Source organism: Streptomyces sp. NBC_01525 (assembly GCF_045040405.1).
GTDB lineage: Bacteria > Actinomycetota > Actinomycetes > Streptomycetales > Streptomycetaceae > Streptomyces > Streptomyces benahoarensis.
Map to the genome: position 1 here is coordinate 2213126 of NZ_CP109397.1, position 26624 is coordinate 2239749.

A 26624-nucleotide genomic window follows, 5' to 3' on the forward strand; every position below is an offset into this window, starting at 1 on the left:
GTGCCGCGGCGCGGTGGGGCACCCGCGTCGTCGACCGGCTGATCGCCACCCGGGACGCGGCGCAGGAGGAAGCGGCGCCGGAACCCGTCGGCGCTACGCGTCCCGGCAGATGAGGAGCAGCGCCCGGTCGTCGTTGACGTCCTTGGCCACCGCCTCGATCAGATGCCAGGCGGCGCCCGCGAAGCCGGCCGCGACATAGCGGTCGGCCTCGCCGGTCAGCCGGTCCATGCCCTCGGCGATGTCGCGGTCCGCGGACTCGACCAGGCCATCGGTGAACATCATCAGCACATCGCCGGGGCGCAACCGGCCCTTCACCGGGTCGAACTGCGCCCCGTCGTAGACCCCGAGCAGCGGGCCCTCGCCGGACTTCTCCTCCCAGCGGCCGGTCCCGGCGCAGAGCTGGAGGGCCGGGAGGTGGCCCGCGGAGAGCAGTTCGTAGTCGCCGGACTCCAGGTCGAGGACGAGGTGGATGGAGGTGGCGAAGCCCTCGTCCCAGTCCTGGCGCAGCAGATAGCCGTTGGCCGCGGGCAGGAAGCTGTTCGGCGGCAGGGAGCCGAGGAGGCCGCCGAAGGCGCCGGAGAGCAGCAGCGAGCGGGAGGCCGCGTCCATGCCCTTGCCGGAGACGTCGGTGAGGACGACCTCCAGGATGTTGCCGCCCTGGGTGCGGGAGGCGACGACGAAGTCCCCGGAGAAGGACTGCCCGCCTGCCGGGCGCAGCGCCATCTCGTGGTGCCAGCCCTCCGGCAGCCGGGGCAGTTCGCTCTGTACCCGGATGCGTTCGCGCAGGTCGAAGAGCATGGTGCTGCCGCGCCGCCAGGGCACGCCGACCCGGCTGCGGAACTGCGCGATCAGCAGGCCGGTCAGCCCGACGGCGGCGACGATCAGGACCGTGCCGGGCGTGATGCGGTCCGGACCCTCGTCGTACGGACCGAAGAGCGCCGCCTCCACGATCAGGGCGGTCGCGGAAGCGGCGTAGAGGGCGAGGAGGTTGGCGGGGCGCAACAGGAGGCCGCCGGCGATCACCGGAAGGACCAACGCGGTCGGCCCGAACCACTCCGGATGCCACAGCGTGCCGCCCGCGATGAGCACCACCGAGAACAGCAGCGCGGCGAGCGCGGGCCCGTCGGAGCCGTCGCCGCGGAAGTAGTCGACCCCCGCCTTGCGCACGCCGGCGCGAGCCCGGTGCAGCGCTTTGTGCAGCCGGGCCGTCAGGGGTTCCGATCTCGGGCGGCGTGTCATGTCACGGGGACTTTATCCACCCGTTCGGCGGCGCGTCGATTCGCCGGACGCCGCTCGGTGTGATTGCCGGGAATCGCGTTCGAAATGCGGTCGCGCTGCCGGAGGGCCTCCTGGTACAGGTGGCGTATGACGACAGAGTTGCGGGTGTTGCAGCCGGATGAAGGAGACGCCTGGTACGGGAAGCTGGAGCGGGCGTTCGGCGAGGAGGAATCCGCCGAGGAACGGGCCATGTGGCGGGAGCTGATGGAGCCCGGACGCTCCCTCGCGGCCTGGGACGACGACGAGATCGTCGGGACGGCGGGCGCGTTCTCCTTCGGGCTGACGGTGCCGGGCGGGGCGTCCGTGCCGGCGGCCGGGGTGACGATGGTCAGCGTGCAGCCGACGCACCGCCGCCGCGGGGCGCTGCGGGCGATGATGCGGCGGCAGCTGGACGACGTACGGGAGCGGGGCGAGCCGCTGGCGATGCTGACGGCGTCCGAGCCCGCGATCTACGGACGGTTCGGGTACGGCGCGGCGACGCAGGAGATGCGGATCAAGGTCGACACCACCCGGGTGGCGGAACCGGACCTGCCCGGTTCCGACGACGTACGACTGCGGCTGAAGGAGCCGGCCGAGGCGCTGGCGGCGTGCGAGGCGGTCTACGCGCGAACGGTCGCGGGGCGCGCCGGGATGCTGGTACGGCCGCCGGGCTGGGATCGGATGATGATCCTCGACCCGGAGGACGACCGCGACGACGACGAGGGGCCGCTGCAGTGCGTGGTGGCCGAGGCCGGCGGCGAGGTGTGCGGCTACGCCCGCTACGCCGTGGTGGCCGACTGGTCCGATGCGGGTCCGCAGGGCACGGTCCGGGTGTGGGACCTGACCGCGACCGATCCGGTGGTGGGCGCCGCGCTGTGGCGCTATCTGTTCGGCATCGACCTGACGACCTACGTGACGGCGCGGAATCTGCCGGTGGACGATCCGCTGCTGCACCTCGTCGAGGACATGCGGCGGTGCCTGATCGGGCTCCACGAGGCGGCGTTCGTACGGCCGGTGGAGCTGGGCGCGGCGCTGGCGGCACGGACGTACCAACGGCCGGTGGACACGGTGCTGGAGGTGGCCGACCCGTTCTGCCCGTGGAACGAGGGCCGCTGGCGGCTGTCCGGCGACGGCACCGGCGCGACCTGCGAGCGGACCACCGACCCGGCCGAGCTGGCGCTGTCCGTGCGGGAGCTGAGCTCGGCGTATCTGGGCGGGTTCACGCTGTCGGCGCTGGCCGGGGCCGGGCGGGTGCGGGAGCTGCGGCCGGGCGCGCTGGCGGCGGCGTCGGTGGCGTTCGGCACGGACGTCGCGCCGTGGCTGCCGCACGAGTTCTGAGCGCGGCGGCGGGCGGCTGACGGGCGCCTCCGGGCGGGCGCCGCCGGGTGCCCCCGCTCAGCCCCCGTTCGTGGGCTGGCAGCGCGGGCACCAGAAGAGATTGCGGGCCGCCAGGTCGGCGGTGCGGATCTCGGTGGCGCACAGGTGGCAGGGCTGGTGGGCGCGGCGGTAGACGTACACCTCGCCGCCGTGGTCGTCGACGCGCGGCGGGCGGCCCATCGCCTCCGGCATGTGCTCCGGCCGTACGGTGTCGATCCGGTTGTGGCGGACGCCCTCGCGCATCAGGGCGACGAGGTCGGCCCAGATCGCGTCCCAGTCGTCGCGGGCGAGGGCCCGGCCGGGGAGGTACGGGTCGATGCCGCGGCGGAAGAGGACCTCGGCGCGGTAGACGTTGCCGACGCCCGCGACGATCTTCTGGTCGAGGAGGAGCGCGGCGACGGTGGTGCGGCTGCGGGAGATACGGCGCCAGGCCCGCTCGCCGTCGTCCTCGGGGCGCAGCGGATCGGGGCCGAGGCGGTCGTGTACCGCCTGCTTCTCGGCGTCGGTGATCAGCGCGCAGACGGTGGGTCCGCGCAGGTCGGCGTGGTGCTCGCCGGTGGCGAGGCGGAGCCGGACGGTGTCGGCGGCGGGCGCGGGGGGTCCCGCCTGGACCGGAGTGTGCCGGAGGTCCCCGGAGGAGGGGGCGGTGCCGAAGCCGAGCTTGCCGAAGAGGCCGAGGTGGATGTGGATCCATCCGGCGGGCCCGAAGCCGAGGAAGAGGTGCTTGCCGTGGGCCTCGGCGCGCTCCAGGACCCGGCCGTCGACGAGCGCCGCACCGGCGGCGAACCGGCCCTGCGGGCTGCTCGCGCGGACCGTCTCGCCCGCGAAGCGCTCGCGGTGGTCGAGGGCGAGGCGGTGGATGGTGTGCCCCTCGGGCATGCGGTGCGTCCTTAGGTGGGCGCGCCCGCTCCCCCGGCGGTCGGGGAAGCGGGCGGCATCGGGCTCGCGGGCGGTCAGCCCTGGGGGTGGTGGGCCGGGATCGGGGGGAGTTCGCCGGTGGTCTCGTACGCCGAGAGCATCTCGATGCGGCGGGTGTGACGCTCCTCGCCGGAGTACGGGGTGGCGAGGAAGATCTCGACGAACTTGGTCGCCTCCTCAAGGGAATGCATCCGGCCACCGACGGAAATCACGTTTGCGTTGTTGTGCTCGCGGCCGAGCTTCGCGGTCTCCTCGCTCCAGGCCAGTGCGGCCCGGACGCCCTTGACCTTGTTGGCGGCGATCTGCTCACCGTTGCCGGAGCCGCCGATCACGATGCCGAGCGCGTCGGCGTCGGCGGCCGTGCGCTCAGCTGCACGGAGGCAGAACGGCGGGTAGTCGTCCTGGGCGTCGTAGAGGTGGGGACCGCAGTCGACGGGCTCGTGGCCGTGGGCCGTGAGCCACTCGACGAGGTGGTTCTTGAGGTCGAAACCGGCATGGTCGGAGCCGAGATACACGCGCATGGCATGAGTGTGGCATGCGGAATGCGGCTCTGTGGCGCCGGGTCTTCGTACATATGGCGGGGAGGTTTCAGCCACTCTTCATACAGCTGAACAGGAACGACAACGATCCGGAGTCGGATCTTCCTAAGCGGTCGGTGTCGACTGTCTAATGCGGGGACTCGAAACCGAGAACCACTGAAGGACGGTGCACATGGGCACGCACCCGCCTACCACGGACGGGCTTCAGGCAGGACTCAAGAACCGGCATCTGTCGATGATCGCCATCGGTGGCGTCATCGGCGCCGGACTGTTCGTCGGGTCCGGAGCCGGTATCAAGGCCGCCGGGCCGGGCATTCTCCTCTCCTACGCACTGACCGGACTTCTGGTAGTGCTCGTCATGCGGATGCTGGGTGAGATGGCCGCGGCCTCCCCCACGTCCGGTTCGTTCTCCGCATACGCGGACCGTGCGCTCGGCCGCTGGGCCGGGTTCACCATCGGCTGGCTGTACTGGTTCTTCTGGTCGGTCGTGCTGGCCGTCGAGGCGACCGCGGCCGCCTCGATCCTCACCAACTGGGTCCCCGCCGTCCCGCAGTGGGCGTGGGCACTGTTGGTCATGATCGTACTGACCGGCACCAACCTGATCTCCGTCAGCTCGTTCGGCGAGTTCGAGTTCTGGTTCGCCGGTATCAAGGTCGTCGCCATCGTCGTCTTCATCGTCATCGGCGCGCTGGCGATCTTCGGCCTGCCTCCGGGCGACCACGCGGTGGGCATGGAGAACCTCACCGGCCACGGCGGCTTCCTGCCGCACGGCCCCGGGGCGATCCTCTCCGGCATGCTGCTGGTGGTCTTCTCCTTCATGGGCAGCGAGATCGTCACCCTGGCGGCCAGCGAGTCGCCGAACCCGGTGAAGGCCGTGCGCCAGGCCGTCAACAGCGTCATCTGGCGGATCGCGCTCTTCTACCTCGGCTCGATCGCGGTCATCGTGACGCTGCTGCCGTGGAACGACCCGAAGCTGGACGCCAGCCCGTACGTGGCCGTGCTGGAGTCGCTGAAGATCCCGTACGCGGGCACCGTGATGGACATCGTGGTGCTGACGGCGGTGCTGTCCTGTCTCAACTCGGGTCTGTACACCGCGTCCCGGATGGCCTTCTCGCTGGGTGAGCGCGGCGACGCGCCGAAGGCGTTCGCGAAGGTCAACAAGGGCGGCGTCCCGGCCGTCGCGATCTGGGCGTCGGTCGCCTTCGGCTTCGTCGCGACGATCTTCAGCTACACCTCGCCGGAAACCATCTTCCAGTTCCTGCTGAACTCCTCGGGCGCCGTCGCGCTCTTCGTGTGGCTGGTCATCTGCTTCTCGCAGCTGCGGATGCGCAAGATCATCGAGAAGGAGATGCCGGAGCGGCTGACGGTCCGGATGTGGCTGTACCCGTGGCTGACGTACGCGACGATCGCGCTGATCCTCTTCGTCGTGGGCTACATGTTCTACGACCCGGACGGCCGCAAGCAGATGGTCCTGTCCGTCGTCGCCGCGGTGGTCGTCCTCGCCATCGGCCTGGTCCTGGACCGGCGCCGTCCCCGCGAGGCCGCCGCCGCCGTTCCGGCGCAGGCCGTGCCCGCCGAGGCGCCCGAGGCCGCCCCCGCGAAGGCCGCGGACCGCGCGTAGCCGCCAGGCACGTACGGCACGAAGGTACGGATACGGGGAACGGGCCGGGCCCCGCAGTCACCAACTGGGTGAGTGCGGGGCCCGGCCCGTTCCGCGGTTCCGGGGCCCGGCGCGTGGCATGCGCCGGGCTGCCCGTGGTCCGTCAGCCGCGGCGCCCGGCCAGCTTCCAGGCGGTGGGCAGGGCGCCCATCGCCAGGGCCGCCTTGAGGGCGTCGCCGATGAGGAACGGCACCATTCCGGCGGCGAGCGCCTGACCGAAGGACATGCCGGTGCTCAGCGCGAGGTAGGGGACGCCGACGGCGTAGATCACCGCGAGACCGGCGGCCATCGTCCCGGCGGTGCGCAGTGTGCCCCGGTCGCCGCCGCGGCGGGCCAGCGCGCCGACGACGACGGAGGCCAGCAGCATGCCCAGGACATAGCCGAAGGTGGCGCCGCCGGGGCCGGACCTGCCCTCGGCGAACCACGGCACGCCCGCCATGCCGACCGCCGCGTACAGCGCGAGGGAGGCGAGGCCGCGGCGGGCGCCGAGCGCGGTGCCCACCAGCAGCGCGGCGAAGGTCTGGCCGGTCACCGGCACCGGGGAGCCGGGGATCGGCAGAGCTATCTGGGCGGCGACGCCGGTCAGGACGGCGCCCCCGGCGACCAGCGCGGCGTCACGGACGCGGGCGCGGGTGGCGGTGGCGGCGGGCAGCAGATCGGCGAGGACCGCACCGGGACGGGTGAGAGCGGCAGTGCTCATCAGGACTCCGCGAAGGTCAGAGGGATACGGACAGGTCGGACCCGATGGACGTTAGTCGAGCGGGGCCACCGCGATCATCGTGTGGCGGCGACAAAGCGGCGCCGGGCGGCTTGGAGAGTTCCGAACAAGGCCCACGGTGCCGGGCGCGGCCGCCCGCGCGGACCTTTTCGCAGGTCACGTGATGCTCGTCACCAAGCGGGCGAGCGTTTTGCGGTGGTCGCCGGGGCGGGGAAACTGTGAAGGACCACAGGCCACGCCGTCCGCGGGGCCCCCGCACCTCGCGAGAGTACGAGCCATGCACGACGCACCGCCCTCCTCCGGGAAACCGCCGCTCGGAGAGGGGGCCGGCGAGCGGGAACCGCTCTCCGGGGGGCTCAAGCAGCGGCATCTGACGATGCTGGGCCTGGGCGGGGTGATCGGCGCCGGGCTGTTCGTCGGATCCGGTGCGGGCATCGCGGTGGCCGGTCCCGGCATCACGGTGTCGTATCTGATCGCGGGCGCGCTGGCGATGCTGGTCATGCGGATGCTGGGCGAGATGTCGGCGGCGATGCCCGCGTCCGGGGCGTTCTCGGTGCACGCGGAGCGGGCACTGGGCCGCTGGGCCGGGTTCAGCGTCGGCTGGCTGTACTGGTTCCTGCTGGTCGTGGTGCTCGCCGTGGAGGCGACGGGCGCAGCGCAGATCGCGCACGGCTGGGTTCCGGCGGTGCCGCAGTGGGGCTGGGTGCTCCTCTTCATGGTGGTGTTCACCGGCGCCAACCTCGCGGCGGTGAAGAACTTCGGCGAGTTCGAGTTCTGGTTCGCCACGCTGAAGGTCACCGCGATCGTGCTCTTCCTGGTGCTGGGCCTGCTGGCGGTCTTCGGCGTGCTGCCGGACACCGAGCCGGTGGGGCTCGCCAACCTGACCGGGCAGGGCGGCTTCCTGCCGCGTGGCTGGTCCGGGGTGGTCTCCGGGGTGCTGGCGGTGGTGTTCGCGTTCGGCGGTCTGGAGGTCGTCACCATCGCGGCCGCCGAGTCGGACGATCCGGCGCGTGCGGTGGGCCGCGCGGTGCGCAGCGCGGTGTGGCGCATCCTCTTCTTCTACGTCGGCTCGATGCTGGTGATCGTCACGCTGCTGCCGTGGTCGAAGCTGGTGCCGGGGAAGAGCCCGTACGTCGCGGTGCTCGATCGCATCGGGATCCCGGGCGCTGGGATGATCATGAACATCGTGGTGTTCGTGGCGCTGCTGTCGGCGCTGAACGCCAATCTCTACGGCGCATCCCGGATGATCTTCTCGCTGGCGGAGCGGGGCGAGGCGCCGCGCGGGCTGCTGAAGGTGGCGGGCGGGGGCGTGCCGCGGCGGGCGGTGCTGGCGTCGGTGGCGTTCGGCTTCGTGTCGGTGCTGCTGAACCTCAAGTGGCCGGATTCGGTTTTCCTCTATCTGCTGAACGCGGTCGGCGCGGTGCTGCTCTTCGTCTGGGCACTGATCGCCGTCTCACAGTTGCGGCTGCGGCGGCGGATCGAGCAGGAGGCGCCGGAGAAGCTGACCCTGCGGATGTGGGCGTTCCCCTATCTGACGTGGGCCGCTCTGGCGGGGATGGCCGCGGTGCTGGTGCTGATGCTGACCGACGCCACTGCCCGGCCGCAGCTGCTGTGGTCGGCGGGGGCCACCGCGGTGGTCCTGTTGGTCGCCGGTGTCCGGGAAGTGCGGGGCCGGACATCCCGTCGCTGAGGCGGAGTTGTGCCGCCTTGGGCGGGCTTGTGGTGGCATACAACGATGACCTGGACACGTACGGTCACGATCGCGTCTGAATACCGAACATTCGCTGTATGCCTGTTGCCCTGAGCGGACACCGACGCCCAGACTGAGCGCGCTTCACCGAGGACCCCCCGTTTACGACCTGGGGAGCAACGCGCCATTCGCAGGGCTGTGCCTGCCGTCGCGGGCGGGGGGCCGGGGGTCGGCGGCGGAGGCGTACAGGTCGCAGCCCCGGGAGAACGCAGATTCGCTCCGCTTCGCTCTCACCACTGGGACAGGTACGACATGAATGGGATACCCCCGTCCGCCGCGACCGCGCGCGAGCGGTCCGACGCGGACCCGGGAGGCGACGGCGGCACCCCGCTGTCCAACGGCCTCAAGCAGCGCCATCTGTCGATGATCGCCCTGGGCGGGGTGATCGGCGCGGGACTGTTCGTCGGGTCCGGTGCGGGCATCGCCGCCGCCGGGCCGTCGATCGTCCTCGCCTATGCGGTGTCCGGCGCGCTGGTCATGCTGATCATGCGGATGCTGGGCGAGATGGCGGCGGCCAACCCGGCGTCCGGATCGTTCTCGGTGCACGCCGGGCGGTCGATCGGGCCGTGGGCCGGGTTCACCGCGGGCTGGATGTTCACCGCGCTGCTGTGTGTGGCGGTGGCCGCCGAGGCGATCGGCGCGGCGGGCATCATGACGCAGTGGTTCCCGGGCACCCAGACGTGGATGTGGGTGCTGCTCTTCATGGTGATCTTCTGTGGCGCCAACCTCGCGTCGGTCAGCAACTTCGGTGAGTTCGAGTTCTGGTTCGCCGCCCTGAAGGTCGCGGCGATCGGCATCTTCCTGATCCTGGGCCTGCTGGCGATCTTCGGCGTCCTGCCGGGCACCAGCGCACCGGGCGCCACCCACCTCACCGGCGACGGCGGCTTCCTGCCCAAGGGCGTCGACGGCCTGATGGTCGGCCTGCTCGCGTCGGTCTTCGCGTACGGCGGTCTGGAGACGGTGACCATCGCGGCGGCCGAGTCGAAGGACCCGGTGCGCGGCGTGGCGCGGGCGGTGCGGACCGCGATGTGGCGGATCGCCCTCTTCTACGTCGGTTCGATGGCGATCATCGTCACCGTCATCCCGTGGAACGATCCCTCCCTCACCAAGAGCGGCCCGTACGTCGCGGTCCTCGACTACCTGGACATCCCGGCGGCCGGTCAGATCATGAACGTGGTCATCCTGGTGGCGCTGCTGTCCGCGATGAACGCCAACATCTACGGCTCGTCCCGGATGGCGTTCTCGCTGACCTCGCGCGGGCAGGGCCCGGCGTTCCTCGGCAAGGTCAGCGGCGGGGTGCCGCGCCGTGCGGTGGTGTTCTGCTCGGCGTTCGGCTTCCTCGCGGTGCTCTTCAGCTTCTGGTGGCCGACGACGGTCTTCCAGTGGCTGCTCAACATGGTCGGCGCCGCGGTGCTGGTGGTGTGGGGCTTCATCGCCGCCGCCCAGCTGCGGATGCGCCGCCAGCTGGAGCGGGAGACGCCGGAGAAGCTGGTCGTGAAGATGTGGGCGTTCCCGTTCCTGACGTGGGTGGCGCTGGCCGGTATCGCGGCGGTGCTGCTGCTGATGCTGCGGGACGAGAACCAGCGCATCCAGCTGCTGTTCACCGGCGGATTCGCGGTGGCGCTGGCCGCGATCGGGTTGCTGCGGTCGAAGCTGGGCCGCACGGAGGGCGAGCGGACGGCGGCCGGCTGACCGGACCGCACGCACCGCACGAGGCGGGGCGGGACTCCTTCGGGGGTCCCGCCCCGCCTCCGTCTTCGGAACCAGGCAGCCCGCCCTTACCGGGCCGGTGATCACCCCGGCTGGTAGCGTGGCGACCGTTCTTGCACATCCATTGCAATAGCTCCCTGTTGCAATAAGAAGGCGTAAGCAGTTGGAGAGGCTGGGCACATGGCGACCTACACCCTTCCGGAGCTCCCCTACGACTACTCGGCGCTGGCCCCGGTCATCAGCCCCGAGATCATCGAGCTGCACCACGACAAGCACCACGCGGCCTATGTGAAGGGGGCGAACGACACCCTGGAGCAGCTCGCCGAGGCCCGCGACAAGGAGCAGTGGGGCGGCATCAACGGGCTGGAGAAGAACCTCGCGTTCCACCTCTCCGGGCACATCCTGCACAGCATCTACTGGCACAACATGAGCGGTGACGGCGGCGGCGAGCCGGACGCGAAGGACGGCGTGGGCGAGCTGGCCGACGCCCTCGCCGAGAGCTTCGGTTCGTACGCCGGTTTCCAGGCCCAGCTGACGAAGGCCGCCGCCACCACGCAGGGCTCCGGCTGGGGCGTGCTCGCCTTCGAGCCGGTCAGCGGCCGCCTGATCGTCGAGCAGATCTACGACCACCAGGGCAACGTCGGCCAGGGCTCCGTGCCGATCCTGGTCTTCGACGCCTGGGAGCACGCCTTCTACCTCCAGTACAAGAACCAGAAGGTCGACTTCATCGAGGCGATGTGGCAGGTCGTCAACTGGCAGGACGTGGCCAAGCGCTACGCCGCCGCCAAGGAGCGCGCGCACACGCTGCTGCTGGCCCCCTGAGGCCCCTTGAGCGTCCTGCCTCGTGATCGTCTTCTCACCCTTCACCCGGCAGGCGGAAAAACGGCGGGGCCCCGCGAGGACGTGACTCGCGGGGCCCCGCCCATGTCCGGGGCGTCAGTCGAAGACCGGACCGGCCGTGCGGGTCCGCTTGATCTCGTAGAAGCCGGGGACAGAGGCGACCATCAGGGTGCCGTCCCACAGCTTGGCGGCCTCCTCGCCCTTGGGCGCGGGCGTGACGACCGGCCCGAAGAACGCGATCCGCTCGCCGTCCGCGCCGGGCACCGCGATGACGGGCGTGCCGACGTCCTGCCCGACCAGCTCGATGCCCTCCTTGTGGGAGGCGCGCAGCGCGGTGTCGTACGCGTCGGAGTCCGCGGCCTCGGCCAGCTCGGCGGGCAGGCCCGCGTCGGCGAGGGCGCCCGTGATCGCGGCGCGGTCGCGGCCCAGACCTTCGTTGTGCATACGGGTGCCGAGGGCGGTGTAGAGCGGCCCGAGGACCTCGCTGCCGAACCGCTGCTCGGCGGCGATGCAGACCCGCACCGGGGCCCAGGAGCTGCCGCCGGGCCGCATCGGCTCGGCGTACTCCGGCGGCAGTTCGTCGAGGCGGTTCTCGTTGAGCACCGCCAGGCTCATGACATGCCAGCGGACCTCGACCGGGCGGACCTTCTCGACCTCCAGCATCCAACGGGACGTCATCCAGGCCCAGGGGCAGAGCGGATCGAACCAGAAGTCGGCGGGGGTCTTCGCGGTGTCGGACACAGGCTCTCCTCGTGTGCGGTGGACGCCGGGGCGTACGCCGGTCGGCGCCCGCTTCAACAGAGATCGGGCGTGCCATGATTCCCGTGTTCGACCGGTGGACGACGAAACCGAAGAAGACGACGAACAGGACGAAGGAGTCACAGCGTGCCAGGTGAGAATCTGTCCCGGGACGAAGCCCACGAGCGCGGACGGCTGCTGAGCGTCGACGGGTACGACGTGGCGCTGGACGTCCGGTCGGCGGTGAAGGGCGAGGGCACCTTCCGCTCGCTGACCACGATCCGCTTCCGCTGCGCCGAGCCGGGCGCCACGACCTTCGCGGATCTGCTGGCGCCGTCGGTGACGTCGGTGACCCTCAACGGCACGGTGCTGGACCCGTCGGCGGTCTTCGACGGCACCCGCATCACGCTCGCGGGCCTCGCGGCGGAGAACACCCTCACCGTCGACGCGCAGTGCGCCTACAGCCGCACCGGCGAGGGCCTGCACCGCTTCGTGGACCCCGAGGACGGCGAGGTCTACCTCTACACGCAGTACGAACCGGCCGACGCCCGCCGGGTCTTCGCCACCTTCGAACAGCCCGACCTCAAGGCCCCGTTCACCTTCGAGGTGACCGCGCCCGAGGAGTGGCTGGTGCTCAGCAACGGCGCGGAGGAGGGCGAGCCGTCCGGCGGCCGCCACCGCTTCGCGACGACGCGGCCGATCTCCACGTACATCACCGCGGTGGTCGCCGGGCCGTACCACTACGCACGCGACAGCTACCGGCGGACGTTCGAGGACGGCACGGAGCTGGTGATCCCGCTGGGCGCGCTGTGCCGCAAGGGGCTGGCCAAGCACTTCGACGCGGACGACATCTTCACCGTCACCAAGCAGGGCCTGGACTTCTTCCACGACCACTTCGACTACCCGTACCCGTTCGGCAAGTACGACCAGGCGTTCGTCCCGGAGTACAACATCGGGGCGATGGAGAACCCGGGGTGTGTGACGTTCCGCGAGGAGTTCGTCTTCCGCGGCAGGGTCACCGAGGCGGCGTACGAGCGCCGGGCCAACGTCATCCTGCACGAGATGGCGCACATGTGGTTCGGCGACCTCGTCACCATGGAGTGGTGGGACGATCTGTGGCTCAAGGAGTCGTTCGCGGACTACATGGGTGCCCTGTCGCTGGTGGAGGCGACGCGCTTCCGCAACGGCTGGATCACCTTCGCCAACCACCGCAAGGCGTGGGCCTACCGCGCCGACCAGCTGCCCTCCACCCACCCGGTCACCGCCGACATCCGTGACCTGGAGGACGCCAAGCTCAACTTCGACGGCATCACGTACGCCAAGGGCGCCTCCGTCCTCAAGCAGCTGGTGGCGTACGCGGGCCGGGACGCGTTCCTGGAAGGCGCCCGCCGCTACTTCAAACGGCACGCCTACGGCAACACCCGGCTGACCGATCTGCTGTCGGTGCTGGAGGAGACCTCCGGCCGCGACATGGCCGCCTGGTCACGCGGCTGGCTGGAGACCGCCGGGGTCAACGCGCTGACCCCGCAGGTCACCTATGACGCACAGGACCGCATCACCGAGCTGAGCGTCTTCCAGGAGGCCGCCGCCTCCCACCCGGAGCTGCGGCCGCACCGGGTGGCGGTCGGCCTCTACCGGCGGGAGGACGCCGACGGCTCGCTGGTGCGCTACGCCCGCGCCGAGGTCGACGTCGCCGGTCCGCACACCGTCGTCGCGGAGCTGGCGGGCGCCGAGCGGCCCGAGCTGATCCTCGTCAACGACGACGATCTGACGTACTGCAAGACCCGCTTCGACGAGGGCTCGCTCGCCACCCTCCGCGCCCGCCTCGGCGACCTCGCCGACCCCCTGGCGCGGGCCCTGTGCTGGTCGGCGGTGTGGGGGCTGACGCGCGACGGGCTGATGCCGGCCCGCGACTACCTGGACCTGGTGCTGAGGTTCTCGGGGCGGGAGAGCGACATCGGCGTGCTCCAGACGCTGCACACGCAGGCGCAGGGGGCGCTGGAGTCGTACACGGCGCCGGAGCACCGGGAGGCGGCGGCCCGTGCGCTGGCCGAGGGTGCGCTGCACGAGCTGCGGGTCGCCGCGCCGGGCAGCGACCACCAGCTGGCCTGGGCCCGTCACTTCGCCGCGGTCGCCGCCGAGCCCGCCGACCTCCAGCTGCTGCGCGGCCTGCTGGACGGCACCGCGCGCATCGACGGGCTGGACGTGGACCAGGAGCTGCGCTGGACGCTCCTCGCGGCGCTGGCCTCCGCGGACGCGGCCGACGCCGCCGCGGTGGACGCCGAGCTGTCCCGCGACGACACCGCGTCCGGCAAGCGGCACCAGGTGCGCTGCCTGACCGCCCGGCCGGACGCCGGTGTCAAGGCGCGGGCATGGGCGGACGTGATGGAGTCGGACGCCCTGTCCAACGCGCTGGTGGAGGCCACCATCAGCGGCTTCGCCCGGCCCGGTCAGGGCGAGCTGCTGGCGCCGTACGGCGAGCGGTACTTCGCGGCGATCGAACGGATCTGGCAGGACCGGTCGATCGAGATCGGTATGGCCGTGGTCCGCGGGCTGTTCCCGTTCTGGCGGATCGAGCAGGCCACGCTGGACGCGACCGACGCCTGGCTGACGGGGCACACGGACGCCGCCCCGGCGCTGCGCCGCCTGGTGTCGGAGCAGCGCGACGATCTGGCGCGTGCGCTGCGGGCCCGGGCGTGTGATGCGGGGGCGGGCGAGCGGGGGTGACGGGCCCGGACCCGGCCCGGTCGGGAGGCGGCGGGCTCGCGGCCTCCGGCGGCCCGGGCCGGGCCCCGGCCGCGGTGCGGGCCACCGGGCCCGGCGGGTGCGGGCCCGAACACCCGTCCATCTGAACGGAGTTGTCCGCTTCCTGCCACAGGTGTGTAACAACCGTGAGCGGGCGGCCCGCGCACGGGAAGGTGCCGGGCATGACCCAGAACACCCCGCTCTCCCCGCTCCCCCGCACCGACGGCAGCAGCCCACTGGTCACCGCGCACCGGTTGCGTGAGCGGGGCGTCACGCCCACCGAGGCCGCCGGGCGCTGCCGCCCCGGCGGCCCCTGGCGCGAGGTGCTGCCCGGCGTGTACCTGCTGCGTCCGGGGCCGCCGTCCACCGAGGAGCGGCTGCGCGCCGCCGTGCTGTACGCGACGGAGCGCGGCCCGTCGGTCCCGTATCAGGGCGGCGGGGTGCGCCCGGGCGCGCGGGCGATGCTGACCGGTCCGGCGGCGCTGGCGCTGCACGGCGTCGCCGCCGCTCCCCCGCTGCCGTCGCTCAACCGGCTGCACGTCCTGGTGGGCCGCGGGCGGCGGCTGCGCTCGGCGGGTTTCGCCCGGGTCGTCCGGTCCGCGGAGCTGCCGGGGGCCGAGGAGATCGACGGGCTGCCGGTGGCCCCGGTGGCGCGGGCGCTGGCGGACACCGTGGCGACGCTGACGGATACGGCGGCGGTGCGGCATCTGGTGACGGAGGCGGTACGCGACGGGCACGCCGAGGCGGCCACGGTCGTCGGCGAGCTGCGGCGGGCACGGCTGGCGGGGCGGCCACACGTGGTGGACACGGTGACGCTGCTGCTGGCCGGGGACCGCGCCCGCGCCGAGGACCGGCTCTACGCGCTGGTCCGCGATCACGCGCTGCCGGACCCGCTGTGGAACGTCGGCCTGCGGCTGCCGGGCGGCCCGCACCTGGGCGGGGTGGACGCGTACTGGCCCGCCGAGGCGGTGGCGGTGGAGATCGACACGGCGGCGCCCGACGGCGACGGCACCCTGCCCGGCGCGGCCTGGAACCGCAAGCGCGAACATCTGGAGCGTCTGGGTATCACGGTGGTCCGCTGCACCCCCGACGACCTGCGCCGCGCCCCCGGGGAGCAGGCGGTCGTGGTGCGTACGGCGCTGATGGCGGCGGCGGACCGGGACCCGGCGGGGGCGGTGGTGGTGGCGCCGCGGTAGGGGCGGGGCAAACGGACCGGGGCGCCGCCGGGCCGGGGCGTCCGCCCGTACGAGGCCGGGCAGCGGGCGTCGCCGGGCCGGGACGCGCGGGCGCGGGACCGGGCTGCCGCCGGGTCGGCCGCGTCCGCCCGTACGCCCCCAGGTCCCGCGTCGCTCAGGCCCGGATCCGGTAGCAGACCCCGGCCCGCAGCGGGCCCTCCGGGACGGTGGGGTCCTCGTAGTCGTCGGCCGGGTCGTGGACCATGCCGAGGCGTTCCATCACCGCGCGGGAGCGGGTGTTGGCTGCGGTGGTCAGCGCCAGGATCTCGGGCAGGCCGAGCGTGGTGAAACCGTGGCCGAGACAGGCGCGGCCGGCCTCGGTGGCGTAGCCGTGGCCCCAGGCGTGGCGGGCCAGCCGCCAGCCCACCTCCACGCCGTGGAACGGCAGGCTTTCCTCCTCGACGCGGTCGAACCCGGCGAAGCCGAGGAACGCGCCGCCCGCCCGCTCCTCGACGGCCCACCAGCCGTACCCGCGCGCGGCGAACGCGGCACGGAAGCGGGCGACGGAGGCGTCACTCTCCTCGCGGGTGAGCGGGCCGCCCAGGTGGCGGCGGACCTCCGGGTCGGCGTTCATCGCCGCCCAGGGCGCGAGATCGGCGTCCCGCCATTCGCGCAGCAGCAGACGGGCGGTGTGCAGACGGGGTACGGGCGGTGCGGCGGCCATCCGGCCAGCCAAGGGGGTCGCGGCCCGGGTGTCCAGCGGATTTCGGGGCGGGCGCACCCGGCGGGCAGGGCCACGGCACGGCCGCCCGGCGCTGCCCCGCCCGGCACGGCGGCGCGGGACTCCCCGGCCCCGCCCGTCAGCGCCCCCGCACCACCAGCTCCAGGTTCCGGTCGACGGCCTCCCCCGCCAGATCCTTACGGGCCTTGGGCGCGTTGGCCGCCAGTTCGCGGTAGAGGGCGGCCAGGCCGGTCCGGGAGAGGTCGGCGGGGTCGGCGCGGTGCGGGGCCGACGACTCGACGAGGGTGGTGAAGAGCGACAGCGTGCCGTCGTGGTTGTCGGTCAGCTCGATGACCCGGGCGAGCTGCGGGAAGTCGATGTGGGAGGCGGTGGAGACCTCCCAGAAGCCCGGGTGGGCGGTGACCTCGTTCTTGTGGCTGTGGCCGTTGATCCAGGCGACGATGGACGGGTGGGCGGAGAACAGCGCGGCCAGCTCGGCCCCGGTGTGCCGCTTCTCGCGAGGGCGGGCCGGGTCAGGGCGGGTGTTGTCCATCGTCGCGGAGGTGTGGTGGCTGAAGACCAGCACATGCCGGGCGCCGCCCCGCTCGTTCTCCCGCAGCGTCCGGCGCAGCCAGGCGAACTGCTCCGCGCCGACGGAGCCGGTGTAGTGGCCCGCCGGGTCGGTGGTGTCGAGGCTGATGCCGAGGACGTCATCGGCGACGGGGAAGGTGTAGTGGAGGCGGCCGTCGTCGAGGTGGTCGGCGGTGTAGCCGTGGCCGTGCGGTCCTGGGCCGGTGTGCGCCGGGTCGAGGTGGGCCCGCAGGTACTCGGTGCGGGTGAAGGGGGCCCGCCGGGGGTCCGGGGTGACGTGCCGGGCCTTCTTCGCCTGGGAGCGCAGCAGCTCCTTGAAGTCCTCACCGCGCGGGTCGAGGCCCTTGCGGACGGCCTTCCACACCTGGGCGGCGCGGTCGGCGGGGAGCGTCTCCAGCTTGCGGTCGCCGGTGGCGACGGCGGTGAAGAACGGGTCGCCGGGCGCGTAGCAGCCGCCGGGCAGCGAGTCGTGGTTGCCGACGGTGGAGTACCACGGCATCCGCAGGCCGGGGCTGTGGACGGTGCGGATCGCCGCGTCGAGGAAGCCGTCGATGCGCGGGAAGCCGAGGCGTTTGTCGGCGTCGCGCAGCGCGCTGCCGGGCTGCCAGTAGAGGGCGAGGCCGCTGTCCTGGACGCCTTCGTAGCGGCGCGGGTCGCCGGAGTTGGGGGTGATCCGGCCGCCGCTCATGGCGGTGAGGAACCAGTCCAGCTCCAGCCGGGAGTTGTTGTCGGTGTTGTCGCCGGTGGTCATCACGAAGGCAAGGGGCGCTCCGGTCGCGGGCCCGCCGGGCAGTGCGTTGACCCGTTCGATGAGCGAGACGACACCGGCGACGGAGAGCGCTTCCTGCGGCCGCCAGGCGCTGGCGGTCTCGGCGCGCAGGTACTCGTACCGCAGCGGGCTCTGCACATCGACCAGGTGCAGGTCGGTGACGTGCACGAACGAGGCGAGGGCGGTGCGCCGCCCGCTCCGCCCGGGGTGGGCGGGGGCCAGCTCGGTGCGGACCAGCCGCCGCCAGCCGGGCCCGTCGCCGAGCCGCCGGTAGCCGCCGGGGCCGTGCGGGGTGGCGACGGAGGCGAGCGTGGTGCCCCGGGTGTACGGGACGCGGGGCCCGGGCGGGGCGTCGACGGGGACGGGGACGGGCGCCACGGGGGCGGCGTCCGTGGGCGTGGCGGCAGCGGCGGGCCGGTCGCCGCCGCCGAAGGCGAGGCCGAGACCGGCGGCGGCGCCGACCGCGCCGGTGGCGGCGAGGAAGGCGCGGCGGTCGAGGGCGGAAGCGGCGGACCGTGTGCGGGACATGCGCGAACTCCCCGGTTGCGTACATGCGAGCGGCCGGGCAGCTCAACTGCCCGCTCACCGGGGATGTTTGGCAGCTGGGGTGTCGGCGGCGTGAACGCCACCGCAACACCGGTGGCCCATCACCGCACAGGGATCACCGCGCCGCGCGGACCGGTCCGGTGCCGTGGACGGCCGCGGTGACGCGGGCCACGTATCGGAACGGATTGGACAAGGCGACGGGGTTCACACACATGATGGGGACACTTCTGAGCAGGTGTTCCCCAGAGAAGCACCGATGTCAGGTCAGGAAAGAGGGAGTTCCATGAGGATCGGAATCGTCGGAGCCACCGGCCAGGTCGGCGGCGTGATGCGGGGCATTCTCGCCGAGCGGAAGTTCCCGGTCGAGCAGCTGCGCCTGTTCGCTTCGGCGCGGTCCGCCGGACGCACCCTGCCCTGGCAGGGCACCGAGATCACGATCGAGGACGCCGCCACCGCCGACTTCTCCGGCCTGGACATCGTGCTGTTCTCGGCGGGCGGGGCGACCTCGAAGGCGCTGGCGCCGAAGGTCGCGAACGCCGGTCCCGTCGTGATCGACAACTCCTCCGCCTGGCGCCGCGACCCCGAGGTCCCGCTGGTGGTCTCCGAGGTCAACCCGTCGGCGGTCACCGAGCGTCCCAAGGGCATCATCGCCAACCCGAACTGCACCACCATGGCCGCGATGCCGGTGCTGCGCCCGCTGCACGACGAGGCCGGGCTGGTGTCGCTGGTGGCCGCCACCTACCAGGCGGTCTCCGGCAGTGGCCTCGCCGGTGTCGAGGAGCTGAACGGGCAGGTCCGCAAGGCCGTCGAGCAGGACGCCACCCGCCTGACGCACAACGGTGCGGCCGTGGACTTCCCCGCGCCGGAGAAGTACGTCGCCCCGATCGCCTTCAATGTGCTGCCGATGGCGGGGGCGATCGTCGACGACGGGCTGCACGAGACCGACGAGGAGCAGAAGCTCCGCCACGAGAGCCGCAAGATCCTCGGCATCCCGGACCTGAAGGTCTCCGGCACCTGCGTGCGGGTCCCGGTCTTCACCGGCCACTCGCTCCAGCTCAACGCCCGCTTCGCCCGCCCGCTGAGCGCCGCCCGCGCCCAGGAGCTGCTGGCCGCCGCCCCCGGCGTCACCCTCTCCGACGTGCCCACCCCGCTCCAGGCCGCCGGTCAGGACGTCTCCTTCGTGGGCCGCATCCGCGAGGACGAGACGGCGGAGAACGGCCTGGCGCTGTTCGTCACCGGCGACAACCTCCGCAAGGGCGCCGCCCTCAACGCCGTCCAGATCGCCGAACTGGTCGCGGCGGAGCTGCGCGGCTGAGCGGGCCCGCACCGCGTCACCGAGGCGCCCGCCGGAGAGGTCCGGTGGGCGCCTCCGCTCACTCGGCGATCCGTGTGACCGTCTCCCCGGGGAAGCCGCTGGTGTCGATGGAGAACTTCCGGCCGTCGGCGAGCTCCATCTCCACCACGTCCCCGTACCGGTACGTGCTGCTCTTCTCGTACTGTGCGCCGACCGCGCCCTCGTGCAGGGTGCACACGCGGGTGAACGGGTCGATGATCAGGTAGGTCTCGATGCCGAAGCGGCTGTATTTGGCCACCTTCGTCACGTAGTCGTTGGTGTCGGCCGCCGTCGAGACGACCTCGATGGCCGCGACGACATCCATGTAGACATAGCGCTTGCCGCGCGGCTGTGCGTCGAGGTCGAGGATCGCGAGATCCGGAGCCAGGGAGGTCTCTCCCGGGAAGTCGATCCCCACGTCGAAAACGAGGGGCACCTCCTCTCCCAGCTCGCGCTCCGCCTGCCGGATCAAGCTGCGGATGGTGTTCGACCGGGTCGGGCTCCGCGGCGTCATGATCACCTTTCCGTCGATGATCTCCACGACGTAACCCTCGATACGGCTCTGTGCCTCGACATCCCGCCAGAGTCGGTCGAGAACCGCCATGGCCACCACCTCCTAGTGCCGACTGCCTCTTCGGCCACAGTACCTACCGACCCCGACAATGCGGGCGTGGAAGGATGGCCGCACCCCGCAGACGAGGACTCTTACGAGGAGATGACCTGGTGCCTGGCACGAACCTGACCCGCGACGAGGCACAGCAGCGGGCGCGGCTGCTGACCGTGGACGCGTACGAGATCGTTCTCGATCTCTCCGGCGCGCAGGAGGGCGGCACCTTCCGGTCCGTCACGACGGTGCGCTTCGACTGCGCCGAGGCGGGCGCCGAGAGCTTCATCGACCTGATCGCGCCGACCGTGCACGAGGTGCACCTCAACGGCGCGGCGCTGGATCCGGCCGAGGTGTTCGCCGACTCGCGGATCGCGCTGCCCGGACTGCTCGCCGGGCGCAACGAGCTGACCGTCGTCGCCGACTGCGCGTACACCCACACCGGCGAGGGGCTGCACCGCTTCGTCGACCCGGTCGACCAGCAGGCGTATCTGTACACGCAGTTCGAGGTGCCGGACGCCCGGCGGGTGTTCGCCTCCTTCGAGCAGCCGGACCTGAAGGCGACGTTCGCGTTCACCGTCACGGCGCCGGAGGGCTGGACGGTGATCTCCAACTCGCCGACGCCGGAGCCCGAGGGCACGGTCTGGACGTTCGCGCCGACGCCGCGCATCTCGACGTACATCACGGCGCTGATCGCCGGGCCGTACCACAGCGTGCACAGCACGTGGGAGGGCGCGGACGGAAGGACGGTGCCGCTGGGCATCTACTGCCGGCCGTCGCTCGCCGAGTACCTGGACGCGGAGGAGATCTTCGACGTCACCCGGCAGGGCTTCGACTGGTTCCAGGAGAAGTTCGACTACGCGTACCCCTTCGAGAAGTACGACCAGCTCTTCGTGCCGGAGTTCAACGCCGGGGCGATGGAGAACGCGGGCGCGGTCACCATCCGCGACCAGTACGTCTTCCGCTCGAAGGTGACGGACGCGGCGTACGAGACGCGCGCCGAGACCATCCTGCACGAGCTGGCGCACATGTGGTTCGGCGACCTCGTCACCATGGAGTGGTGGAACGACCTGTGGCTGAACGAGTCGTTCGCCACCTACACCTCGATCGCCTGCCAGGCATACGCGCCGGGCTCGAAGTGGCCGCACTCGTGGACGACGTTCGCGAACTCCATGAAGACCTGGGCCTACCGCCAGGACCAGCTGCCGTCGACGCACCCGATCATGGCGGACATCCGTGACCTGGACGACGTCCTCGTCAACTTCGACGGCATCACGTACGCCAAGGGCGCCAGCGTCCTCAAGCAGCTCGTCGCGTACGTCGGCATGGACGCGTTCTTCCAGGGCGTGCAGGAGTACTTCAAGGCGCACGCCTTCGGCAACACCCGGCTGAGCGATCTGCTGGGCGCGCTGGAGAAGACCAGCGGCCGGGATCTGAAAACCTGGTCGAAGAAGTGGCTGGAGACCGCGGGGATCAACATCCTGCGGCCCGAGATCACCCTCGCCGCGGACGGCACCGTCGCCTCCTTCCACGTACGGCAGGAGGCGCCGGCGCTGCCGTCCGGCGCCACGGGCGAGCCGGTGCTGCGGCCGCACCGCATCGCGATCGGCTGCTACGACCTCCAGGACGGCAAGCTGGTCCGCACCGACCGCATCGAGCTGGACGTGGACGGCGAGCTGACCGCGGTGCCGTTCCCGGCGGGCACCCGGCGGCCGGACGTCGTGCTGCTCAACGACGACGACCTGTCGTACGCGAAGGTCCGCCTGGACGAGGAGTCGCTGAAGGTCGTCACCGCCCACCTCGGGGACTTCACCGAGTCGCTGCCGCGGGCGCTGTGCTGGGCGTCGGCGTGGGACATGACCCGCGACGGCGAACTACCCACCCGCGACTACCTGGCGCTGGTGCTCTCCGGCATCGGCAAGGAGTCGGACATCGGCGTCGTCCAGTCCCTGCACCGCCAGGTGAAGCTGGCGCTGAGCATGTACGCGGCCCCGGCGTGGCGCGAGACCGGGATGGCCCGGTGGGCGGACGCGGCGCTGGAGCAGCTGCGGGCGGCGGCGCCGGGCAGCGACCACCAGCTGGCGTGGGCCCGGGCGTTCACGGCGGCGGCCCGCTCCGGCGCCCACCTCGACCTCGTCCAGGGACTGCTGGACGGTACCGAGACGGTGCAGGGTCTGGTCATCGACACCGACCTGCGCTGGTCGCTGCTGGGCCGGCTGGCGGCGACCGGCCGGGCCGCCGAGCAGGCCATCGCGGCGGAGCTGGAGCGCGACCGCACCTCAGCGGGTGAGCAGCACGCGGCGTCCGCGCGGGCGGCACGGCCGACGGCGGAGGCGAAGGCCGCCGCGTGGGCCGCGGTCGTCGAGGCGGACACGCTGCCCAACGCGGTGCAGGAGGCCGTCATCGGCGGCTTCCAGCAGTACGACCAGGAGGAGCTGCTGGCGCCGTACACCGCGAAGTACTTCGCCGCGGTGAAGGGCGTCTGGGACACGCGCAGCCACGAGATGGCGTCGCAGATCGCGATCGGGCTCTTCCCGACGCTGCACATCTCCCCCGAGACGCTGGAGACGACGGACGCGTGGCTGGCGTCCGCGGAGCCGAGCGCGGCGCTGCGGCGGCTGGTCGTGGAGTCCCGGGCGGGCGTCGAGCGGGCCCTGAAGGCCCGCGCGGCGGACGCTGCGGCGGGCTGACAGCCCTTCGTACACGGGGCGCCCGGGACCGTGTGGTCCCGGGCGCCCCGTTTTTCGTACGCGGTGTCAGCCCCCGAGCGCCGTGAAGCGCTCCTCCAGCGCGTCCCGCCCGTCGGCCGTGAGGCTGCCGTGGACGCGCATCCGGGCGAGGCCGCCGTCGGGGAAGACGTCGAGCCGGATGTGGGTGGCGGTGACCGCCTCGGGCAGGGCGAAGCGGTGCGGGGTGTCGGGCTGGAGCCCGGTCCGGGGCAGGATCTCGAACCAGGAGGCGTCGTCCTCGGGGGTGCCGTCGCAGCCGTACAGCGCGGCCCAGCCCGCGGAGTTGCCCTTCAGATAGGCGGTGTCGATCTCGATCGCGCGGATCTCGCCCCGCGCGGCGAGACGGAAGCGGACCCAGTCGTTCGTGCCCTTGACGCGGCGGCGGCGGTTCTCCCAGCCGTCGTCCATCTTGCGGGAGAGGTCGGGCCGGATGATCTGGGTGGGCGAGGAGTAGAAGCGGTCGGAGGCGTCCTCCACCGCGCCGCCGTGCAGCACCGACGCCAGGTCGACGGTGCCGAGGGCGGTCAGCCACGCCGGGTCGGGCACGACCTCGCCGTGTACCCGCAGCCGCGCGATGCCGCCGTCGGGGTGCTGCTTGAGGCGCAGATGCGTGAAGCGGCGCTCGGCGATGACCTCGAAGCCGTTGGCGGCGTGGCCGCGTACCGGTGTGCGGGGGACGATCTCCTCCCACTTCACGTCGGAGGCGAGCAGCTCCTCGGGGCCCGGGCTGCCGGGGAGGGCGGTCGCCTCGACGGTGACCTGCTGCGGGTGGTTGCCGCGGAAGTGGGCGGTGTCGACGATGACGCCGCGGATCACGCCGGGGGCGGCGAGGCGGATCAGCGCCCAGTCGTGCTCGTCGTCGGTCGGGAAGGGGTGGTCCGCGTCCGCGCCGCGGCGCCGACGGGTCTCCCAGCCGTCCATGATCTTGCCCTTGTGGCCGAAGCGCTCGGGGTCGAAGACCGCCGGGCCGGGCTTCAGCAGGTTCTCGCGTTCGGCGAAGAACTCGTCGTTCGCGGCGATCACCCCGGCGCCGAACCGCCGGTCGGCGAGGTCGACGAGCGAGGTGAAGGCGAAGTCGCCGCCGCGGTAGTCGGCGAAGGGGTCGCCGCCGCCGTACGGGTTGGCGTCGTTGGCGTGCGGATCGGTGGAGTCGGCCGGGGTGGTGGTCATCGTCGCCCTTCGGTGAAGTGAGGCGCCCTTCGGTGGTGCGGCGCTGCGGACCTCTCCACCGTCGCAGCGGCCACCCGGCAGGTCCATCGACAGTTCGTGAGGTCGTTGTTCAGCTGGACTGAACGGTGGGCGGCCCGTCCGGGGGCGCGTCGCCGTCCGCGGGCGCCGTACGGGCACTGGCGCGCGCTGCGGCCGCCTGCTGGAGCGCGGCCAGCACCCGGGACAGCCCCGGCGCCCCCTCGGAGCCGCGGCGGGCGGCGGCGACGACATGGCGGCGCGGCTGGTCGGCGTGGAGGACCCGCAGGACGACACCGGGGCCGCCGCCCGCGCCCCGGACGGGCGCGCCGACGCCGCCGGGCCGCGCCATCCGGGGCACCAGCGCGACGCCCATGCCCGCGGCGACCATCGCCCAGATCGCGTTCCAGTCGGCGGCGGCGTGCGCCCGCTCGGGGACGAAACCGGCGTTCTCGCAGGCGGCGGTGGTGATCTGCGACCAGGGGCCGCTGCTGCCGAAGATCCACGGCTCGCCCGCGAGATCGGCGAGGCGCAGCCCCGGCTCGGCGGTGAGCGGATGCCCGGCGGGCAGCGCCACGTCCAGCGGGTCGGCGAGCAGCGAAAGGCGGCTGAACTTGGGGTCCCTGGGGGTGGGCGCGTGCGCGGCGAGGGAGAGCGCCAGGTCGACGCTGCCCTCGGCCAGCAGCTCGTACGCGGCCTCCGCCTCGACCTCCCGTACGGCGACGGCGAGCCCGGGATGGGTGCGGCGCAGCTCCTGGACCGCGGGGACGACGAGGGCGGGAATCGCGGTGGAGAACGCGCCGATACGGACCCGGCCCGCCTCGCCCCGCAGATGGCCGAGGAGTTCCGCGTCGGCGCGTTCCAACTGGGCGAAGACGACGTCGGCATGGCGGAGCACCAGATGGGCCGCGCCGGTCAGCCGCACCCGGCGGCCGTGGGCCTCCAGCAGCGGGACGCCGAGCGCCTTGGCGAGTCCGGCCAGCTGCTGGGAGACCGCCGACGGCGTCAGGTGCAGCGCCTCGGCGGTCGCGGTGACCGTGCCCAGCTCGTGCAGCGTGCGCAGGATCCGCAGCTTCTTGATGTCCCAGTCGGCCATGCGGGCAGCGTACGCATCCGGGGGCGCGCCCACCGCTTCCCGGCGGCGGCCCTCGGGCGGGCTCACCGTTTGCCGCCCGCCCCCAGCACCACCCCGGCGACGATCAGCGCCATGCACACCACTTGGACGGCTCCGGCGCCCTCGCCCAGGACCGCGTACGACAGCAGCGCCACGCAGACCGGCTGCAGGTGGTGGACGACTCCGGCGCGGGCGGCGCGACGGCCTTGTTCCAGGTGAAGAAGGCGACGGCGGAGGAGAGGACGCCGTTTGGGAGCAGCCGCCCGGCGGTGGCGGCGGTGAGCGGGAAGCCGCCCTCGACGGCGAGGCTGACGCCGTAGGCGGGCAGCAGCATCGCGGCGCCCAGGGCGAACGTCATGAAGAGGTAGGCGCCTTGGCCGATGCCGTCGGGGCGGCGGCGCAGCAAGAGGGGGCGAGCGTCAGGCCGACGGCGCGCGCCGCTCCCGCGCGGGGGTGCGGGGCCGTTCCAGAACTGCCACGGTGCCCTTTCGGTCGGGAGGGTGCCCGCCCACCGTGGCACCGTGGCAGTACCGGAAACATCAGGTCCATCGAAATATTCGACGTGTTCCGTTCAGTCGAACTGAACGGTGTGACCTACGCGGCGCGGGCGGCCCGGCGGGCCTTCAGGGCGGCGCGCCGCTCGTCGAACTTGCGCGCCTGGTCGTCGAGCCCGCCCATGAACAGACCCAGCTCCTCCTGCGCCGCCAGGCCGACGGGGCCGAGGCCGCCGATCTCCAGCACCTTGAGGTGGCGCAGCACCGGCTGGAGCACGTCGTCGTGGTGGATGCGGAGGTTGTAGATGCCGCCGATGGCCATCCGGGCGGCGGCCCGCTCGAAGCCGGGCATGCCGTGGCCGGGCATCCGGAAGCCGGTGACGACATCGCGGACGGCGGCCATGGTCTGGTCGGGGGCCAGCTCGAAGGCGGCGCGCAGGAGGTTGCGGTAGAAGACCATGTGGAGGTTCTCGTCGGTGGCGATCCGGGTCAGCATCCGGTCGCAGACCGGGTCACCGGAGTGGTGGCCGGTGTTGCGGTGCGAGATACGGGTGGCCAGCTCCTGGAACGCGACGTACGCGACGGAGTGCAGCATGCTGTGGCTGTTGTCGGACTCGAACCCCTCCGACATGTGGGCCATCCGGAACCGCTCCAGCTCGACCGGGTCCACGGCGCGGCTGGTGAGCAGGTAGTCGCGCATCACGATGCCGTGCCGTCCCTCCTCGGCGGTCCAGCGGTGCACCCAGGTGCCCCAGGCGCCGTCGCGGCCGAAGAGGGTGGCGATCTCGTGGTGGTAGCTGGGGAGGTTGTCCTCGGTGAGGAGGTTGACCACGAGGGCGATGCGGCCGATGTCGGTCACCTTGGACTGCTCGGGCGCCCACGCCTCACCGCCCATGACGCCGTCGAAGTTCCGGCCGTCGCTCCACGGCACGTACTCGTGGGGCATCCACTCCTTGGCGACCTTCAGATGGCGGTTCAGCTCCTTCTCCACGACCTCTTCGAGGGCGTGGAGGAGGTGGGCGTCGCTCCAGGCACTGAGGCCAGGCTCTCCGTCATGGCGGGCGGGGGCGATGGTCACGGGGGAACTCCTGGGGACGACGATGACCTACGG

At 72.4% G+C, this 26624-nt stretch carries 20 protein-coding genes and 1 pseudogene; 9 read left to right on the top strand and 12 right to left on the bottom strand.

The window, feature by feature from the left end:
- Positions 1–93: 93 nt before the first annotated feature.
- A complete protein-coding gene (locus OG422_RS09850) occupies positions 94–1239 on the bottom strand; it encodes a SpoIIE family protein phosphatase (RefSeq protein WP_405742025.1) in 1146 nt (381 codons plus the stop codon).
- A gap of 126 nt (positions 1240–1365) precedes the next feature.
- Between OG422_RS09850 and OG422_RS09855 the strand changes: the two genes are divergently transcribed.
- The gene (locus OG422_RS09855; RefSeq protein ID WP_405742027.1) at positions 1366–2595 is read left to right on the top strand and encodes a GNAT family N-acetyltransferase; all 1230 of its coding nucleotides are present in this window, start codon (positions 1366–1368) and stop codon (positions 2593–2595) included.
- A 57-nt stretch (positions 2596–2652) separates the two neighbouring features.
- On the opposite strand, the gene OG422_RS09860 is transcribed toward OG422_RS09855, so the two are convergent.
- Both OG422_RS09860 and OG422_RS09865 read right to left on the bottom strand, forming a co-directional pair.
- The gene (locus OG422_RS09860) at positions 2653–3513 is read right to left on the bottom strand and encodes an Fpg/Nei family DNA glycosylase (RefSeq protein WP_405742029.1); all 861 of its coding nucleotides are present in this window, start codon (positions 3511–3513) and stop codon (positions 2653–2655) included.
- A gap of 74 nt (positions 3514–3587) precedes the next feature.
- Entirely contained in the window at positions 3588–4073 is a 486-nt protein-coding gene (locus tag OG422_RS09865; RefSeq protein WP_405742031.1) for a ribose-5-phosphate isomerase, read from the bottom strand.
- A gap of 190 nt (positions 4074–4263) precedes the next feature.
- Here OG422_RS09865 and OG422_RS09870 point away from each other — a divergent pair, with 190 nt between their 5' ends.
- Entirely contained in the window at positions 4264–5712 is a 1449-nt protein-coding gene (locus tag OG422_RS09870; protein WP_405742033.1) for an amino acid permease, read from the top strand.
- A 142-nt stretch (positions 5713–5854) separates the two neighbouring features.
- On the opposite strand, the gene OG422_RS09875 is transcribed toward OG422_RS09870, so the two are convergent.
- Positions 5855–6451, bottom strand: coding sequence for a biotin transporter BioY (locus OG422_RS09875; RefSeq protein ID WP_143942941.1), 597 nt, complete (start codon positions 6449–6451; stop codon positions 5855–5857).
- A gap of 295 nt (positions 6452–6746) precedes the next feature.
- On the opposite strand from OG422_RS09875, the gene OG422_RS09880 reads away from it, so the two are divergent.
- From OG422_RS09880 to OG422_RS09890, 3 genes are all read left to right on the top strand, one after another.
- Positions 6747–8159: an amino acid permease gene (locus OG422_RS09880; RefSeq protein WP_143942940.1), complete on the top strand. Its 1413-nt coding sequence runs from the start codon at positions 6747–6749 to the stop codon at positions 8157–8159.
- 312 nt (positions 8160–8471) lie between these two features.
- The gene (locus tag OG422_RS09885) at positions 8472–9911 is read left to right on the top strand and encodes an amino acid permease (protein ID WP_405742035.1); all 1440 of its coding nucleotides are present in this window, start codon (positions 8472–8474) and stop codon (positions 9909–9911) included.
- 198 nt (positions 9912–10109) lie between these two features.
- On the top strand, positions 10110–10751 hold the full coding sequence (locus tag OG422_RS09890; protein WP_143942938.1) for a superoxide dismutase: 642 nt from the start codon (positions 10110–10112) through the stop codon (positions 10749–10751).
- Between the two features lie 114 nt (positions 10752–10865).
- Here OG422_RS09890 and OG422_RS09895 read toward each other — a convergent pair whose 3' ends face one another.
- Entirely contained in the window at positions 10866–11510 is a 645-nt protein-coding gene (locus tag OG422_RS09895) for a DsbA family protein (RefSeq protein ID WP_143942937.1), read from the bottom strand.
- Between the two features lie 144 nt (positions 11511–11654).
- On the opposite strand from OG422_RS09895, the gene pepN (OG422_RS09900) reads away from it, so the two are divergent.
- Positions 11655–14234, top strand: coding sequence for an aminopeptidase N (gene pepN, locus OG422_RS09900; protein ID WP_405742038.1), 2580 nt, complete (start codon positions 11655–11657; stop codon positions 14232–14234).
- Between the two features lie 200 nt (positions 14235–14434).
- Complete coding sequence (locus tag OG422_RS09905) at positions 14435–15448, top strand: hypothetical protein (RefSeq protein ID WP_405742040.1); 1014 nt, start codon at positions 14435–14437, stop codon at positions 15446–15448.
- 154 nt (positions 15449–15602) lie between these two features.
- On the opposite strand, the gene OG422_RS09910 is transcribed toward OG422_RS09905, so the two are convergent.
- A complete protein-coding gene (locus OG422_RS09910) occupies positions 15603–16151 on the bottom strand; it encodes a GNAT family N-acetyltransferase (RefSeq protein WP_143944808.1) in 549 nt (182 codons plus the stop codon).
- A 136-nt stretch (positions 16152–16287) separates the two neighbouring features.
- Positions 16288–18036, bottom strand: coding sequence for a TIGR03767 family metallophosphoesterase (locus OG422_RS09915; RefSeq protein ID WP_405742043.1), 1749 nt, complete (start codon positions 18034–18036; stop codon positions 16288–16290).
- 301 nt (positions 18037–18337) lie between these two features.
- Here OG422_RS09915 and OG422_RS09920 point away from each other — a divergent pair, with 301 nt between their 5' ends.
- Complete coding sequence (locus OG422_RS09920; protein ID WP_143944734.1) at positions 18338–19369, top strand: aspartate-semialdehyde dehydrogenase; 1032 nt, start codon at positions 18338–18340, stop codon at positions 19367–19369.
- Positions 19370–19427: 58 nt separating this feature from the next.
- Here the strand turns inward: OG422_RS09920 and OG422_RS09925 are convergent, their stop codons facing one another.
- Positions 19428–19991 (bottom strand): Uma2 family endonuclease, encoded by a 564-nt coding sequence (locus tag OG422_RS09925; protein WP_405742045.1) that lies wholly within the window; start codon positions 19989–19991, stop codon positions 19428–19430.
- A gap of 119 nt (positions 19992–20110) precedes the next feature.
- Between OG422_RS09925 and pepN (OG422_RS09930) the strand changes: the two genes are divergently transcribed.
- Positions 20111–22681, top strand: a complete 2571-nt coding sequence (pepN, locus tag OG422_RS09930; RefSeq protein WP_405742047.1) for an aminopeptidase N — start codon at positions 20111–20113, stop codon at positions 22679–22681.
- 66 nt (positions 22682–22747) lie between these two features.
- Here pepN (OG422_RS09930) and alc read toward each other — a convergent pair whose 3' ends face one another.
- From alc to OG422_RS09950, 4 genes and pseudogenes are all read right to left on the bottom strand, one after another.
- Positions 22748–23890 carry an allantoicase gene (alc, locus tag OG422_RS09935; RefSeq protein WP_405742049.1) on the bottom strand — a complete coding sequence of 381 codons (1143 nt, stop codon included), beginning with the start codon at positions 23888–23890 and terminating at the stop codon, positions 22748–22750.
- A 109-nt stretch (positions 23891–23999) separates the two neighbouring features.
- Complete coding sequence (locus tag OG422_RS09940) at positions 24000–25001, bottom strand: LysR family transcriptional regulator (RefSeq protein ID WP_405742051.1); 1002 nt, start codon at positions 24999–25001, stop codon at positions 24000–24002.
- Positions 25002–25063: 62 nt separating this feature from the next.
- Positions 25064–25425: pseudogene (locus tag OG422_RS09945) on the bottom strand (EamA family transporter); the annotation flags it as partial.
- Between the two features lie 188 nt (positions 25426–25613).
- Positions 25614–26591 (bottom strand): acyl-ACP desaturase, encoded by a 978-nt coding sequence (locus tag OG422_RS09950; protein WP_405742053.1) that lies wholly within the window; start codon positions 26589–26591, stop codon positions 25614–25616.
- Between the last annotated feature and the right edge of the window lie 33 nt (positions 26592–26624).